Here is a 15,455-nt window from a genome sequence, read left to right as displayed (position 1 = left end):
AGCCTTCTTTTATTATATAAATATCTAAAAGGAAATTCCTATGCTAGTAAATATATTTCTACCCATTCTGGGAATATTTCCCCAATCAGCATAGGTGCTATAGTAAGTATCCATTATATTTTCAACCCCAGCTTCCGCTTGTAAGTGGATTTTCCCGATAGGAAAGTGATAATTAGCTGATAAATTATATACGATATAAGCTGGTGTCTTATCCTCTCCATATTGAGGGCTATAAGCGGTTTGTGTAAAATCACCATTGACGGCAAAAGTACATCCAAACTGATTCTTTCTATAATTGATACTGGACTGATAACTTAAAGGACGTATAAAAGGCAGATTTTCATTATTGAAATCAATTCCTTTGGCATAATTAAGGCTACCTTTCCATTGAAAATCCTCAAGGAAGGAATAACGGAAGTTTAGTGAGCTGTTGAATATTTTAGCATATTCTAGGGCTTCATATTTTTTCACTCCTACTGAAGCGGCATTCATAGGGAAAGCAACATTGAGAATTTTCCCTAGAATATAATTTTCAATATAAAAATAATTACATTTAAGTTCCATTATGAAAGCTTCTTTCTCAAAAGAAATTCCTCCATTAATTTCATAAGAAATTTCGTTTTTCAGATTAGGCGTTCCTATGTAATCATATCTATCGAAGCTATTATATATATAATATCCGTAAGCCTCAGAAACAGAGGGAGCTCTATGCCCATAGCCCATTCCTAAGGAAAATGTAATGGGAGTTAGCTTTATTTGATAGGAAGAATGTAAGCTGGGGAGAAATCGTACTCGTTGTTCAGGAGAATCAGCTGTATTTTGGTTAAATACACGAATAAAATCTAAATATTCTATGTGATTATGATGAACTCCAATAGTTCCTCCAAAGATAAGTTGTTCTCTTTCACTCATATCCCATTGGTTAGATACAGAAATTCCTCCATAGTTGGTAGTTACCCCAGGCCAAGTGAAAGCAAATCCTTTTACCTTACTTCTGTCTCTTGGATACATTGTCATTTCTGCTAAGGAATAATTTGAGTATCCATTAAGCTGAATATCAGTAGTATGGCTATCTGTTTTGAAAAGAAGTTTAGAAGTAAGTCCATAAGTGGTACTCCAGCCGGGCATATCCATATGCACAAGATTCTCAGGACGAGTAGTATCATCCATATAATGTTCTATTGCATTGAAGTAGAATTTTGAATCCCATACTTTTAATGATTTTTCTTCAAAAAGTTGCTTGAAAGAAACAGAAGAAATTAATGCACGGGCAAGCCATGTATCCATAGGTAAAGCGGGATATCCTACATCTTTAGCTACATCAAAAATGGCATCTGCTTTTACAGCTGAGAGGTCTCCTGTTTTATAAGCTAATCCTAAGGAAGTATTATATTTTTCGAAATGAGAATGTTTCACTCTATTTCCTCTTCCATCTTTATAGTTTTCGGCTTTACGATAGGCGGCAGTTCCATCAGCTACAAATTTAGAAGATGAATAATGAATATCCGCTAAGGCAAACCGATGATTATTATTCTCTTGAAAGCCTAATTGGGTATTTCCGCCAAGCTTAGGTTCTTCAGAAAAAGCAATTTGCTTGCGTCTCAAGTCGATACCTCCTGCAATTGTAGCTCCATGCATACCTCCTTCTTGTCCTGAATGAATATCAATTTTGGAGAGATTATTAGTTTCTACATAAGAAGTTACAGGGTCCATTTTGTCAGTACAAGCTCCAAATACGTGCATTCCTTCAATAGTAATAGTAGAGCGTTCCGTATTCATATTATTAAGCATAGGCTCCCAAGCATAGGCTCCTCTTTTGATAAAGCTGATATTATTAGAAGTTGCCAGATATTCATCTACAGAGCAAGCAAGTTTTACTTCCGACTGAATACGTTCCTTACGTAATTTCTCTTCGATGACAACCTCTTTAAGGCTTACAATAGTATCTTTCTTTCTTGTTTGACCAAAGGAAAATATACTTGATAATAGAAAAATATATATCGTGATTTTTTTCATATCTCTAAGAATTAAAACAAGATATCAATATGAAGTTCGCTTTGTTCTCCAAACACTCCCATTTGGACTCTTCTAGAAACTTCAGTTCCTTTTATTACATTCCTCAGATGGTTCTTAAGGATAAAATTCAGTGTCCAATACCCAGTCATCGTATAATTAACTCTTCCATGATAGAACCCATCTTCTTTCTGTGTAAGGTGTTCATTATTAGGCGAAGAATGATTTCCCATATCTTCACCAGGCATACGAGGATCAAGTTCTAGGATATAATTATTAGCTACGGAATAAATAAATTTATTAGGATTAGGTTTTCCGTTAATAAGCTCAGGAAGAGAGGAAGTTTCCTCTTGTACCCATATTCCTGCAATCAAGTTATTGATGGCAACTTTAGGAAGCTCAGGTGCTATAAGAGCAATATAATATTGCTTTCCATCATTTCCTACAAACTGTGTCATATTCAGGTTAGGATTACGAGTATCCAAAACTTCTATCTCTTTCTCTGCTTTATAGGTTATGTTATCAATGACATAATTCAAATAAATATGCCAATTTGTCTTGATTCCAGAATGAGTACCATTCAGTACGGAATAGTTTTTTGGAGTGTCAAAGACAGCAAAACCCTTGAAAATAAGATTATCATCTTCATTACTGAGTACCCGACTATGAGGAGCAGAAGTGAGCCTACCATTCTCATCAGTACGAGTAACTAAAAGCTCTACTCTCTGGACGTTTAACCGTTCAAAAGTGTTAGCAGTAACTATTTTTACAGAAAGCTCATTGTAACCACGTAAGAACTCTCCATCAGAGGCTTCTATAGAGATAAGGTGGTTATTATTGTTGATGTGTGTAGCTTCTTCTTGGATACCACGAGCTCTAAAATTAAGGCGATTACCAAAAGGCGTTTTTTCTACAGTACAAGAAAAAAACAGAAGAACTATAAAAAAAGGAATAAATTTTACAAATTTCATTTTATTTATATTAATAATTAAATATTATAAAAATGCATATTTCTAGCTTGATGAATAAGCTAAAAAATTAGAAATTGAAATACTTTTGAAAATTTGTAAAATTATATGATAGGAGGCTGTTGAATTTTTACAGGAATAGACTCCCAAATTGGATATTTATAATAAAAATTAGGTGTAATATCAGAAATACCACTAATAAAAGGCTTGAATGTAGGAAATTCTATAATAAAAAACTCTGTTTGTAGTTTGGTAAAGTCAAATTTGAAATCATTTTGCTCAGAAGTATTCTCGGAAGAAACCTTCGCTAAGAAACATTTTCCATCACAATGTTCTTTTACATTGTATTTATTTTCACAAAAAATTGAAATAAAGTGATTAGGATTGATTAAGTAATAAGAGAAAAAAAGCCCTCCTCGAATAGCACTAAATAGTGTTATACAAGTGAAAAATAAAATAAAAAAGCGAGAGCATTTTTTCATTATTAATCTTACCTTATTTAAAGAAAGAATCTACAAACTCATATTTGTTAAATACTTGTAAATCATTAATACCTTCTCCAACACCAATATACTTCACTGGAATTTGGAATTGATCAGAGATACCAATAACAACGCCTCCCTTAGCTGTTCCATCTAACTTAGTGATTGCAAGTGCTGTAACTTCAGTTGCTTTTGTAAATTGCTTAGCTTGTTCGAATGCATTTTGCCCAGTAGACCCATCAAGGACTAAGAGAACTTCGTGAGGAGCATCTGAAAGGAGCTTTTGCATAACACGTTTTACCTTCGTAAGCTCATTCATTAGGTTTATTTTGTTATGCAATCTTCCTGCTGTGTCAATGATAACTACATCAGCTCCTTGAGAGATGGCAGAAGATAGAGTGTCATAGGCTACAGAAGCTGGATCACTTCCTGTTTGTTGCTTGATAATAGGGACTTGAACTCGGTCTGCCCATACTTGTAATTGATCAATAGCAGCTGCTCGGAAAGTATCGGCAGCTCCTAGGATAACTTTTAATCCTTTTTGCTTTAATTGATAAGCAAGTTTTCCTATAGTTGTGGTCTTTCCAGCACCATTTACTCCAACAACCATAATTACATAAGGTTTTTTGTTGGTAGGAATAGAAAAATCAGTTTCCTCACCCAAATGTGTTTCAGAAAGAAGATTTGCAATTTCTTCTCTTAGGATTTTATTTAGTTCATTAGTTCCCAGATATTTATCTCTTGAAACTCGTTTTTCTATACGGTCAATAATTTTCAGGGTAGTATCAACTCCTACATCACTACTGACCAAGATACCTTCTAATTCATCTAAAACATCATCATCAACTTTTGATTTTCCTGCAATAGCACGGGTTAATTTATCAAAAAAAGAAGTTTTGGACTTTTCTAATCCTTTATCAAGGCTTTCCTTCTTCTCAGAAGAAAATAATTTTTTGAAAAAATTCATAACTTTTGATTTATTTAAAACCTATTTTAGGGCTATTATCCTCTTCTTTGAAACTTTTTGTTTCCATATTGGTAAGTTCTGCTAGCGAACAAGGTTGTGTAATATTGGGTTGCTTACCTATAGAACGTAAATAATTATTACACTTTTCTACAGAAAGTTCCTTGAACTTATATTCAGCAATGAGTCTTCCTTTTCTAAGGAGAGCAGAATCTATTTTAGAAATATCAGAGTTAAAAGTGCATATGAGCTGACATTCTAGAATATCAGAAAGCATACCATCAGCAATATTCAGAATAGATGATACTACATCAGTATTACTATTGTATGCAGTACGCTCAGCAATATAGTTTTCGCAATCCTCTAGTACTAATACAGAATTTTTGTGATCAATTAACACACCTATAAAAGATGGATCTGTCAAAGAAGCTATCATAGATGTAGGAACAAAAATGAATTTCTTATTAGGAATCTGACTAGTGAGCCATTTTATATAATTAGTTTTACCAGATCCTGCAATTCCGTGGAAGAGTACAATTCCTTTGTTCTCATCCGTGATGCTTTGTTTTACACGATTATGTACTTCGATGAAATCATCATTATACATTTTATCAAAATCAATACGAAAAGGTTTTATGGTATGTGTTTTTACATCAAATCCTTGTTGTGTTCTTAGTAAAATAGATACTTTGGCTTTCTTGGGAAGATATTTTTCTAGATATTCAGCAAAGAACATCTTTAAATTCTCCCGAATATTAGGGTCTGTATTATTATAAAATACATAATTTACCTTATAAAGTCCTTCTTCAAACATTTCTGAGTCATAATCATTAGAAAGATTATGAGAAATGAGGATAAAAACGTCTAATTTGGGATGAAAGTAACATTCTTCATCTTCATAAAGTTTATTATTCTTAGAAGAATAGTCTAAGGTATGAAAATCGGTACATTTTATAAAATGTTGTAACTTATCTCGATGAATAATAAGATCTTCATTTGCTAGATAAACATCACACAATATATCAGACAGAAGATAACGGAAAGGAGCTTTAGAGGTTAGGTAACGATTCTTATCCATTAACTGGACTTGATCATCACCATTAAGTTCTAAAACTCTTATTTCTCTATAGAATCTGGATTCTTTTATTTTCATTAATTATTTATAATTTTTAGTTTTTTAACAAATCTGGACGCATTTTTTCTGTACGTATATAGGCTTGTTCCTCCCGCCAATTTTCAATAAGAGGAGTGTTTCCACTGAGCAGGATTTCAGGTACTTGCCATCCTTTGTACTCAGCAGGACGCGTATAGATAGGAGGGGCTAACAAGTTATCCTGAAAGGAATCTGTAAGAGCTGAAGTTTCATCAGAAAGAACTCCAGGAATGAGCCGAACGATGGCATCACTCAGAACAGCTGCAGCCAATTCTCCTCCAGAGAGAACATAATCACCAATGGATATTTCCTTGGTTATGAAATGTTCTCGGACACGCTCATCTACTCCTTTATAATGCCCACAAAGAATAATGATGTTCTCTTGTAAAGACAAATAATTAGCCATAGGCTGATTCAGAGTTTCTCCATCAGGAGTAAGGTAGATAACTTCACTATAAGTACGCTCCGCCTTAAGAGAAGAAATACAAGCATCTATGGGCTCTATCATTAATACCATTCCTGCTCCTCCTCCAAAAGCATAATCATCAATTTGCTTATAGTTTCCTAATCCATATTCTCGTAAATCGTGAAAATGAACAGAGGCAAGACCCTTTTCTACAGCACGCTTGAAAATGGAATGCTCAAAAGGACTTCGGAGTAATTCAGGGACAACAGCTATAATATCAATCCGCATTATGAACGATGTTTGTTAATTTCATCCTGTAATTGCCTACGTACCTTTTGTTCTCTTTCTATGGATTTTGTTCGGTATTCTTCATATTCATTCTGAAGATCTTCAAAGTCCTTTAAGGTACTTCTGGTAGTACTGTTGGATTTTGCAAATTTAGAAATAAAAACTATTAAAAGAACTCCTAGAACAAGAATAATGCCCCATACAATAGAAGAATAAATATCTTTTTCTAAAGGAATTCCAAAGAAATTTATACTATTTTTTTGAGTAACTTCTTTTTCAAGATTTTCTTCAAGAGATTCAATTTTAGATTTTAATTCTCCAATATGGTTAGATTGCTTATAGATTGTATCTAACTTTTCTTGTAATAAATTTCTTTGTTGGTATATACTATCAAGCATATTTTTTTTGATAGCATAGAGGCTTTCTTTCTTTACAATTTTGTATTTTTCCCAATTTCCTGATTTCTCAATTAGTTGGTCAAATTGCCCTTCAATGGTTGTAGGATATTGTTTTTCCTCTTGAGGAGTTTCCTTAGGTTCATTCTGAGCAGAAATAAGTAAAGGTAAAAATAAGTTAAAACTTATAATTAAAAATCTTCGTGTCATTCCAATTAAATTTTTTACATTTTTATTCAACGGCAAAAATACTATTTTTTTTGATAACAAGTACAGGTTTTCTTTCATATTAACAAATTAATATGGAAGGTTTCTATTTTTAGTAAATAATATAAGAGAAAATCAACTATTCTTTTCCAGAAAGAATAAGGACAAACTCTCCTTTGGGAGGATTTTTTGTGAAATAATCTAGCACTTCAGACAATTCTCCTCTTACGGTTTCTTCATATATTTTAGTAAGTTCACGACTGATGCTAGCCTTTCGGGAGCCACCAAATAAAGCTATAAATTCATTCAGAGTTTTTGTTAATTTGTGAGGAGAAACATAAAAAATCATTGTTTTAGTTTCTTCCTTGAGGTTTTGTAGTCTCGTATTTCTTCCCTTTTTGTCTGGTAGAAAGCCTTCAAATACAAATCGGTCATTAGGAAAACCACTATTTATGAGAGCTGGGACAAAAGCCGTTGCCCCAGGGAGTGATTCCACAGGAATATTTTCTAGAATACATTCACGAACTAATAAAAAACCAGGGTCAGCAATAGCTGGAGTTCCAGCATCACTTATTAAGGCTATTTGTTTGCCTTCCTTTAATTGCTTAATAAAATTCTGCAGATTCTGATGCTCATTGAATTTGTGATATGATAGCATAGGAGTATTTATTACATAATGTTGTAATAATTTCTTACTCGTACGGGTATCTTCAGCTAAGATGATATCTACCTCTTGGAGAATACGCAGAGCTCTTAGTGTGATATCTTCCAAATTACCTATGGGAGTTGGAACAATATATAGCTTTCCCATTATCCAAATCGTTTAGAAATAATTAAGAAAAATCGATCTTCATATTCTTCCTTACCTTGCCAGTTATTAAAAGAAGGTTTTACTTTATTAAGGATAAAATCCCAACATTCATCAGGAGAATGAAGATTATTAAGCATTTCAATAGCTCTATTATAGGCATCAGTATTTCCGTTAAAAAGATGAGAAATAAACGCAATACGATCATTCAGCCCTATCTGGAGTTGCTTGACAGAGATACTGTCATTCAGAGTCTTCTGATGAGATTCTTTGTAGGGTGCTTTTTGTTCAAAAACGATTTCTTTTTCAGGTGCTTGAGCACGAATTTGTTCCCAATCATTAGAAGAAGGCTTCTCCTCTCTTGGTTTTTCAGAAATTTTCTCCTGAGGAAGAGAATTTTCTCGGTTAGGCTTAAGGGTTTCAGGAAGATTTTTTTCTAAAAAGTGAAAGATTAAAGCACGCTCATAGAGCCTATGCAATTCTTTAACTAAAAGACCTGAATCATCTAAGAAAGCAGGATTGGTTAATATTTTCTGAGCAATTTGCACAACCTCCATTTGAATTTCTTCTTTCATACAGCAGATTGAATTTTATATTGAAGATAATTTTAATTGGTGCAAAGATACAAAAATAATTATAGATAAGTGGCTCTGGATAGTATTTTCTCTTTATTCTTAAATTATTGCCAAAATTTAATTGGTTTCAACACAAATAATTTACGAACAGAATTTCTTTTCTAAGAAGAAAAAATTATATTTTTTTATTTTTATAGTTGATAAATACTAAAAAATATGTACTTTTGCACACAAATACACTGCTACTTAAACAAATTGTAAAATGAAAATAACAGAACACATCGCTCAAGCAAAAGGTAAAACTCTTTTCTCCTTTGAAATTGTTCCTCCTAAGAAAGGAAATAATATAGAAGATTTGTATAAAAATATAGAACCTCTATTAGAGTTCAAACCTCCTTTTATTGATGTGACTACTGCACGAGAGGAATATTATTATAAAGAACATCCTAACGGATTACTAGAAAAAAAGCTCACTCGTATGCGCCCAGGGACTGTTGGTATTTGCTCTGCAATACAGCATAAGTATGATGTAGATACTGTTCCACACGTATTATGTGGAGGTTTTACCAAGGAGGAAACTGAAGACTTACTTGTGGATTGTTTCTACTTAGGGATTGATAATGTTATGGCTCTGAGGGGAGATGCAATGAAAGAGGAAAGATATTTTCGTCCTACAAAGAATGGAAATGCCTATGCTCTTGATTTAGTAAAACAAATAGACAATTTAAGAAAAGGAATTTACCTCCACGATGACGTTGAGGCAAATACAAAAATGGACTTTTGTATAGGAGTGGCAGGATATCCTGAAAAACATATTGAATCTCCATCAAAAGTGTTTGATTTAGAAAAGCTTAAGGAGAAAGTAGATAATGGAGCAGATTATATTGTTACTCAGATGTTTTTTGACAATAAAAAATACTTTGAATTTGTAGAAAAGGCTAAACAAATGGGCATAAATGTTCCTATTATTCCAGGAATTAAACCTATTAGTGTAAAAAAACATCTTAATATTATTCCACAAGCTTTTTTCTTAGACTTTCCAGAAGAGCTTGTTAAGGAAATAGAAAAATGTAAAAATAATGCAGAGGTAAAACAAGTAGGAGTGGAGTGGGCTATTCAGCAAAGTATTGAGCTAAAACAAGCAGGAGTTCCTTCTTTGCATTATTATTCTATGGGAAAATCAGAGAATATTATTCAGATTATATCAAAAGTTTTTTAATTACAGAGAAGTCTATTTTCTCTATTGCAAATAAATCATAATGAGAAAGATACTGTTTTTTTTCTTATACTCTTCTGCTATATTCTCACAGAAAAATAATGTAGAAGGATTCTATAATACAAATGAAAATAACTATGATACAGCCATTAAGCTTAATAGTGATTACACCTATGATTTTATAAATTCATCAGGATATTATACTGTAGAAGGAAATGAAATAACACTTATACCCAAATTTTCATTTGAAATAGAAAAAAAACAAGGAAAATCCTCGCTTTTGCAACTTACATTCAAGAAAAAAGAAGATGATTTTGATCCAACAAACCCTTTCTATTTGTATGTCGGTTATGAAAATGATAAAGGTGAAATAGAATACCTTTGGGTTGCTAAAAAATATTCTCCAGGACGAGAAATATCAATAGAAATTCCTCGTACAAAAAATCTTTACTTAGTAGATGCTAAGCGAAAATACTATTCTTCAGCTCAACAGAATAGGCAGGTAACTATTGAAAAATTTGTTATAGGAGAAGAAACGAATGCTATAGATGTTTTCTATATTGGAGGGGCTATTTATACAAAAGCTTTCTATAATGAAGAGGATCAGTATCTTATTATAAAAGATAATGATATTAATCGCTATGATAGGGTAATTCCTAACAGCTACCAGAAGCCTGTATCAAGCAAGAAAGTATCTGGATGGGAACACCTTGTTGAGGTTCCTGGTATAACTGTTCCCTTTGAAAGAGAAACCAAAACTTTAGAAAAAAAGGTTGATGAGGAACTTCCTATTCAAGCTGAATCCATTCAAAAAGCGATACAATTGGCTTCAGAACAAAATAAGCTTTTAGCAGTTTTTTATCAGCCTAAAGTTGCTTTAGCATCAAAGCTGTACAAATGGTTTCTTATAAAAAATCCTGAACCCAAATACCCTCACGGAGTGCTTTATTATCAATTCTATCTAGCTTCTGCAGATGACTATAATAAGTGGCTTAAGAAAAGAGGAATTCCCAATGATAATGTTTTAGTTTTTTTGGATAGTGATGGAGAAAAAGTCTTTTATGATAAGTTTAATATAGAAAAAGATGAGGAAGATAGCCGAATAATGGATGAAGAGTACCAAAAATACTTCTGTAGCTTATCTTTGGCTAGGAAATTAGATAAAATATTAGGCAATCCTTCCTCTCCTTTGAAAGAAGTGGAGAAAGTTCTTTATCAAGCTACTGATGGTTATGAGTTAAATGCCTATCTATTTGCAAGAGAACGACCAGATGTAAAGGAAAAAGAAGGCTCACATCTTACAAAAAAGAATCTGGAAACACATAGGTATAGTAGTAATTTATACAGAAATCGTATAGCAATGTATGATTTGAAATTAACTCCAAAACAATTTCTTTTTCAGTGGAAAAGACTCATAGATAGCCATAAAGAAGATAAAATTCTAGATACTGATTATGCAAGATTATTATCAAAGGCTGAAAATGAACGGCTTTTTGCAGCTATTTTTTATTCAGGTTCTATTCCTAATAGAGCTGACTTAGATGCTGTTGCCTATCAAGTAAAGTTTTATCAAGCAATTGAAGATTACAATGAACAACAAATAAAAGCAGAGCTGTATGGAAAAATTCCCTCTAGTAAGTCTCATATGGAAAACACACTTCATAAGATAGCTTCATCTGGTATTGTACCAATAAAAAAAATTAGTCAAGTATATGCTCAAGGGGTTCAGAAAGGAGTTTTTTCAGAGAGTAATTATATTGATTTTCTTTATAAATATGATTTATCCGAAGCAATTAATATTTTTGAAAAATACTATAACAATCTTACCTCAACAGAAACACATATTATTGTAGCTCTAGATAAGGCATATACACAAAATCCTTCTAATAATTGGCATTTTTTCAAAAAAAATTTTGCCAACAGAGCTAATAATATAGCTTGGAGCATATATCAGGCAAAGATTAGTGATAAAGAAACCATTCAAAAAGCAATTCTTTGGGTAGAGACCGCTCTTTCTCTCTTTCCTGATGATAAATATTATCAGGATACATTAGAAAAATTACTCGAATTTAAAGAAAAAACAAATGTTAATTGACACACATACACACTTATACGTAGAAGATTTTGATACAGATTATAAAGAAGTAATACAACGAGCTATGCAGCAAGGTGTAGAATATTTCTTTCTACCTGCTATCGATGCTCAGTATACAGAAAGAATGTTTCGTTTAAAAAGAGAATATCCTCAGCAGATGTTCTTGATGAATGGTTTGCATCCTTGTAGTGTAAAGGAGAATTGGAAAGAGGAACTTTCCCACGTAATATCTTTGATGAAAACTCATAGGAAAGATATTTATGCCATAGGAGAGATAGGAATAGATTTCTATTGGGATAAAACTTTTTTAGAGGAACAAAAAACAGCCTTTCGATTACAGATAGCTCTTGCAAAAGAACATTTCTTACCCATTGTAATTCATTGTCGCGAAGCCTTTGAGGAAGTCTTTGAAGTATTGGAATCTGAAAAGGATAAGCAATTATTTGGTATATTTCACTGTTTTTCAGGGAATAAAGAACAAGCAGAAAGAGCTATTTCCTTTGGGTTAAAATTAGGTATAGGAGGAGTTGTAACTTTTAAGAATGGAAAACTAGATACTTTTCTTAACGAGATTCCTTTGGAAAATATTGTTCTGGAAACAGATGCTCCTTATTTGGCTCCTGTTCCTTTTCGAGGAAAACGCAATGAAAGTAGCTATCTTACTTATATTGTAAAGAAACTAGCAGAGATATATAACCTCTCTGAAAATGAAATTATTAAGCAAACTACAAAAAATGCAAAGGAAATTTTCAGCATTTAATCTTTCTAAATTAGGAAATTTTATGTAACTTTGCAAAGTTATTCAACATAGAACATTTTGACAGATTTTTCTCAGATACGTCCTTTTCACGATAGTGAGATTTCGGAGATATTGAATTATATAAAAGATAATCCCACTATTCTTCAGCTATTGCAGTTTGGCTTCCCTGAACTAGACAATCAGGAACAGATGCAATTGTTACTTTCTTGTAGGAAAATTCGAGATTTTCAGTCAAGAATAATGTATCCCATTATCAAGAGAGCCATTAGTAAGAGCGTAACAGAATTCTCTGATCAAGGTTTTGATAGGTTGAATACTTCTAATGCCTATTTATTTATATCCAATCATCGTGATATTATCTTGGATACCTCTTTTCTTAATGTATTATTATACGAAAAAGGATTCAAGATGACAGCTTCCGCAATAGGGAGTAATTTGGTAAAAACCCCATTTTTATCCGCTTTTGCTAGAATTAATAGAAATTTCATTATACATAGGGGGCTTCCTGCTAGAGAAACTTTACAGAAATCACAAATCGTTTCTCAATTTATAGCTCGTTGCCTTTTAGAAAAAAATCGTTCTGTATGGATTGCCCAACGTGAAGGGAGAACTAAGGATGGTAATGATAGGACGCAACAGGGAGTTATAAAAATGCTTTCTATGAATTGTCCTAAGAATGTCTCTCTGATGAATTATTTCAAGCAACTCCATATCGTTCCTATGGCTATCTCCTATGAGCTGGATCCTACAGATGTACTCAAGATGCCAGCGTTGTTGGCTCAGCATCACGGTAAAGAGTATGTAAAGAGTGAAAATGAAGATTTCAATAATATCGTACAAGGATTTGTAGGGCAGAAGGGCTGTGTCCATATCTCTGTAGGAACTCCTTTGTATGAGGAATTGGATATTATAGAAAAAGAAGAAGAACATATAAACAAACAGATTCAAGCCGTCGTAGAGCTTTTGGATACTAAAATTCATTCTCAATATAGATTATTTCCAACAAACTATATTGCCTATGATATTCTTACTAATCAACAACAGTTCAAAGAACAATATACAGATAAAGAAGTAAGACAATTTGAAAGACGATTGGAAAATAGGAGTAATGTGGAGGAAGATATTTCTAGAACAAAATTCTTAGAAATGTATGCTAATCCTGTTATTAATAAGCTAAAGCTATGACTAACAAAACAAAAATTCTCCTCATCTATACAGGAGGTACCATAGGTATGGTAAAGGATTATGAAACAGGAGTCTTACGTCCCTTTCGATTTGAAAAAATAAAGGAGAGACTTCCTGAGTTATCACAATTGGATAGTGATATAGAACATATTTCTTTTGAGCCTCCAATTGATTCATCTGATATGAATATTGAATATTGGAAGCGAATTGCTTATAGTATAGAAAAAAACTATCACAAATTTGACGGATTTGTTGTCTTACACGGAAGTGATACAATGAGTTATTCTGCTTCTGCATTAAGTTTTATGTTAGAAAATTTGGCAAAACCTGTTATTTTTACAGGTTCTCAGTTACCAATAGGAGACTTAAGGACAGATGCTAGAGAGAACTTGATTACCTCCATTCGATTAGCAAGTCTAAAAGAGAATGGTAAATCTGTAATTCAGGAAGTTTGTTTGTATTTTGAGTATAAGCTCTACAGGGGCAATAGGACTATGAAAATAGATGCTGAAAATTTCCAAGCCTTTGACTCACCTAATTATCCTGTTCTTGCTGAAAGTGGAGTTCATCTAAAGGTGTATAAAGAATATCTGAAGCAAACTCAAGAAGAGGAGCAATTAAAGATTTTCACAGAATTTAATCCTAATGTAGCATTCCTAAAGATTTTTCCTAATATTACAGAGTCTTTTTTAGAAGGTATTTTGAATATTCCAGCTCTTGAAGGAGTGATAATGGAGACTTTTGGTTCAGGGAATGCCCCTACGTCAAGTTGGTTCCTGAATACTATAGAAAAGGCTATTAATAGAGGCGTTGCAATTGTAAATATTACTCAATGTATGAGAGGATTTGTGCTTCCTAATAAGTATGAAGCAGGTTCTCATTTTGAGAATATAGGAGTAATCAATGGAAAAGATATTACAAGTGAAGCTGCAATTACTAAGCTGATGTATTTATTAGGCAAAGGGAAAAATAGTAAAGAATTGAAAATCAGTTATGAAAAAGCTATTCAAGGAGAGATATCATAAAATTTTACTAAAAAATGTGTCAATTGAATTTTTTGTTGTAATTTAGCGACTTGTAAAACAATACTTTTAGAGAGGTGTCCGAGTGGTTGAAGGAGCACGCCTGGAAAGTGTGTATACGTCAAAAGCGTATCGAGGGTTCGAATCCCTTCCTCTCTGCTTTATTTAATGCATAATCATAATATTTAAAAAAATAAAAATGAAGAAAGTATATTTAAAGTTTGTGTTAGCAGCACTGTTTTTTATAAACATTACTACTACTTTTGCTGCAGAAAATGATGTTCCTCATCAAGGTTTTAAAGAGTATTTTATTAAGGGAGGTCCTGCGTATATGGCACCTATCTTATTGTGCTTAATTATTGGATTAGCCGTGGCTATTGAGCGAGTTATTTATCTAACAATGGCTACTACAAATACAAAAAAATTATTAGAAAATGTAGAAGATGCTTTAAAGAATGGAGGGGTAGAAGCTGCTAAAGAAGTTTGTAGAAACACAGCTGGTCCTGTTGCTTCTATTTTTTATCAAGGGCTTGATCGTGCTAATGAAGGTATTGATATAGTTGAGAAATCTGTAGTTTCCTATGGAGGTGTTCAGATGGGACAATTAGAAAAGAATATATCTTGGATTTCTTTATTTATTTCAATTGCACCTATGTTAGGATTTATGGGAACTGTAATAGGGATGATTCAAGCTTTTGAAAAAATTAGTTTAGCAGGAGGGCTTGATGCATCATTAATTGCAGGGGATATTCAAGTAGCATTGCTTACTACAGTATTTGGGCTTATTGTAGCTATGATTTTGCAGGTGTTTTATAACTATATAGTAGCCAAGGTAGATAGCCTAGTAAATGATATGGAAGATGCTTCTATCTCTCTTGTAGACCTATTAGTTACCTACAAAAAATAAATTCTAATCCC

General features: G+C 32.7%; 15 protein-coding genes and 1 tRNA gene. 7 read left to right on the top strand and 9 right to left on the bottom strand.

Annotation, left to right across the window (positions count from 1 at the left end):
- Positions 1-24 precede the first annotated feature (24 nt).
- The 9 genes from RYK20_RS03145 to RYK20_RS03105 all read right to left on the bottom strand — a co-directional run bounded on the left by RYK20_RS03145 (position 25) and on the right by RYK20_RS03105 (position 8,259).
- A complete protein-coding gene (locus tag RYK20_RS03145) occupies positions 25-2,016 on the bottom strand; it encodes a TonB-dependent receptor (RefSeq protein ID WP_314894392.1) in 1,992 nt (663 codons plus the stop codon).
- Between the two features lie 11 nt (positions 2,017-2,027).
- Positions 2,028-2,984 carry a hypothetical protein gene (locus tag RYK20_RS03140; protein WP_314894391.1) on the bottom strand — a complete coding sequence of 319 codons (957 nt, stop codon included), beginning with the start codon at positions 2,982-2,984 and terminating at the stop codon, positions 2,028-2,030.
- 101 nt (positions 2,985-3,085) lie between these two features.
- A complete protein-coding gene (locus tag RYK20_RS03135) occupies positions 3,086-3,463 on the bottom strand; it encodes a hypothetical protein (RefSeq protein ID WP_311455890.1) in 378 nt (125 codons plus the stop codon).
- Between the two features lie 13 nt (positions 3,464-3,476).
- Complete coding sequence (gene ftsY, locus RYK20_RS03130) at positions 3,477-4,430, bottom strand: signal recognition particle-docking protein FtsY (RefSeq protein ID WP_314894390.1); 954 nt, start codon at positions 4,428-4,430, stop codon at positions 3,477-3,479.
- Between the two features lie 10 nt (positions 4,431-4,440).
- Positions 4,441-5,580: an AAA family ATPase gene (locus RYK20_RS03125; protein ID WP_314894389.1), complete on the bottom strand. Its 1,140-nt coding sequence runs from the start codon at positions 5,578-5,580 to the stop codon at positions 4,441-4,443.
- A 16-nt stretch (positions 5,581-5,596) separates the two neighbouring features.
- Positions 5,597-6,274 (bottom strand): tRNA (guanosine(37)-N1)-methyltransferase TrmD, encoded by a 678-nt coding sequence (gene trmD / locus RYK20_RS03120; protein ID WP_314894388.1) that lies wholly within the window; start codon positions 6,272-6,274, stop codon positions 5,597-5,599.
- On the bottom strand, positions 6,274-6,957 hold the full coding sequence (locus RYK20_RS03115) for a hypothetical protein (protein WP_297980197.1): 684 nt from the start codon (positions 6,955-6,957) through the stop codon (positions 6,274-6,276). The genes trmD and RYK20_RS03115 overlap by 1 nt, the downstream gene beginning before the upstream one ends.
- A gap of 58 nt (positions 6,958-7,015) precedes the next feature.
- Entirely contained in the window at positions 7,016-7,687 is a 672-nt protein-coding gene (gene rsmI, locus RYK20_RS03110; protein WP_311455881.1) for a 16S rRNA (cytidine(1402)-2'-O)-methyltransferase, read from the bottom strand.
- Positions 7,687-8,259 carry a hypothetical protein gene (locus RYK20_RS03105; RefSeq protein ID WP_314894387.1) on the bottom strand — a complete coding sequence of 191 codons (573 nt, stop codon included), beginning with the start codon at positions 8,257-8,259 and terminating at the stop codon, positions 7,687-7,689. Before RYK20_RS03105 ends, rsmI begins: the two co-directional genes overlap by 1 nt.
- Before the next feature lie 262 nt (positions 8,260-8,521).
- Here RYK20_RS03105 and metF point away from each other — a divergent pair, with 262 nt between their 5' ends.
- From metF to RYK20_RS03070, 7 genes are all read left to right on the top strand, one after another.
- Positions 8,522-9,478 (top strand): methylenetetrahydrofolate reductase [NAD(P)H], encoded by a 957-nt coding sequence (metF, locus tag RYK20_RS03100; RefSeq protein WP_314894386.1) that lies wholly within the window; start codon positions 8,522-8,524, stop codon positions 9,476-9,478.
- Positions 9,479-9,518: 40 nt separating this feature from the next.
- Positions 9,519-11,570 carry a hypothetical protein gene (locus tag RYK20_RS03095; RefSeq protein WP_314894385.1) on the top strand — a complete coding sequence of 684 codons (2,052 nt, stop codon included), beginning with the start codon at positions 9,519-9,521 and terminating at the stop codon, positions 11,568-11,570.
- Positions 11,560-12,330 (top strand): TatD family hydrolase, encoded by a 771-nt coding sequence (locus RYK20_RS03090; RefSeq protein ID WP_314894384.1) that lies wholly within the window; start codon positions 11,560-11,562, stop codon positions 12,328-12,330. Before RYK20_RS03095 ends, RYK20_RS03090 begins: the two co-directional genes overlap by 11 nt.
- 57 nt (positions 12,331-12,387) lie before the next feature.
- Entirely contained in the window at positions 12,388-13,515 is a 1,128-nt protein-coding gene (locus RYK20_RS03085) for a 1-acyl-sn-glycerol-3-phosphate acyltransferase (protein ID WP_314894383.1), read from the top strand.
- Complete coding sequence (locus RYK20_RS03080) at positions 13,512-14,540, top strand: asparaginase (RefSeq protein WP_314894382.1); 1,029 nt, start codon at positions 13,512-13,514, stop codon at positions 14,538-14,540. Before RYK20_RS03085 ends, RYK20_RS03080 begins: the two co-directional genes overlap by 4 nt.
- A 68-nt stretch (positions 14,541-14,608) precedes the next feature.
- Positions 14,609-14,696: transfer RNA gene (locus RYK20_RS03075), tRNA-Ser, on the top strand.
- Positions 14,697-14,736: 40 nt separating this feature from the next.
- Positions 14,737-15,444, top strand: a complete 708-nt coding sequence (locus RYK20_RS03070; RefSeq protein ID WP_314894381.1) for a MotA/TolQ/ExbB proton channel family protein — start codon at positions 14,737-14,739, stop codon at positions 15,442-15,444.
- Positions 15,445-15,455 lie beyond the last annotated feature (11 nt).

The organism is uncultured Capnocytophaga sp. (genome assembly GCF_963525585.1).
Lineage (GTDB): Bacteria > Bacteroidota > Bacteroidia > Flavobacteriales > Flavobacteriaceae > Capnocytophaga.
The sequence above is the reverse complement of the archived record's forward strand: the minus strand, read 5'-3'. Positions and strand labels throughout refer to the sequence as shown.

Coding starts and splice junctions, on each gene's coding strand:
- RYK20_RS03145 (WP_314894392.1), bottom strand. CDS start 2,016: ATGAAAAAAATCACGATATATATTTTTCTATTATCAAGTATATTTTCC.
- RYK20_RS03140 (WP_314894391.1), bottom strand. CDS start 2,984: ATGAAATTTGTAAAATTTATTCCTTTTTTTATAGTTCTTCTGTTTTTT.
- RYK20_RS03135 (WP_311455890.1), bottom strand. CDS start 3,463: ATGAAAAAATGCTCTCGCTTTTTTATTTTATTTTTCACTTGTATAACA.
- ftsY (WP_314894390.1), bottom strand. CDS start 4,430: ATGAATTTTTTCAAAAAATTATTTTCTTCTGAGAAGAAGGAAAGCCTT.
- RYK20_RS03125 (WP_314894389.1), bottom strand. CDS start 5,580: ATGAAAATAAAAGAATCCAGATTCTATAGAGAAATAAGAGTTTTAGAA.
- trmD (WP_314894388.1), bottom strand. CDS start 6,274: ATGCGGATTGATATTATAGCTGTTGTCCCTGAATTACTCCGAAGTCCT.
- RYK20_RS03115 (WP_297980197.1), bottom strand. CDS start 6,957: ATGAAAGAAAACCTGTACTTGTTATCAAAAAAAATAGTATTTTTGCCG.
- rsmI (WP_311455881.1), bottom strand. CDS start 7,687: ATGGGAAAGCTATATATTGTTCCAACTCCCATAGGTAATTTGGAAGAT.
- RYK20_RS03105 (WP_314894387.1), bottom strand. CDS start 8,259: ATGAAAGAAGAAATTCAAATGGAGGTTGTGCAAATTGCTCAGAAAATA.
- metF (WP_314894386.1), top strand. CDS start 8,522: ATGAAAATAACAGAACACATCGCTCAAGCAAAAGGTAAAACTCTTTTC.
- RYK20_RS03095 (WP_314894385.1), top strand. CDS start 9,519: ATGAGAAAGATACTGTTTTTTTTCTTATACTCTTCTGCTATATTCTCA.
- RYK20_RS03090 (WP_314894384.1), top strand. CDS start 11,560: ATGTTAATTGACACACATACACACTTATACGTAGAAGATTTTGATACA.
- RYK20_RS03080 (WP_314894382.1), top strand. CDS start 13,512: ATGACTAACAAAACAAAAATTCTCCTCATCTATACAGGAGGTACCATA.
- RYK20_RS03070 (WP_314894381.1), top strand. CDS start 14,737: ATGAAGAAAGTATATTTAAAGTTTGTGTTAGCAGCACTGTTTTTTATA.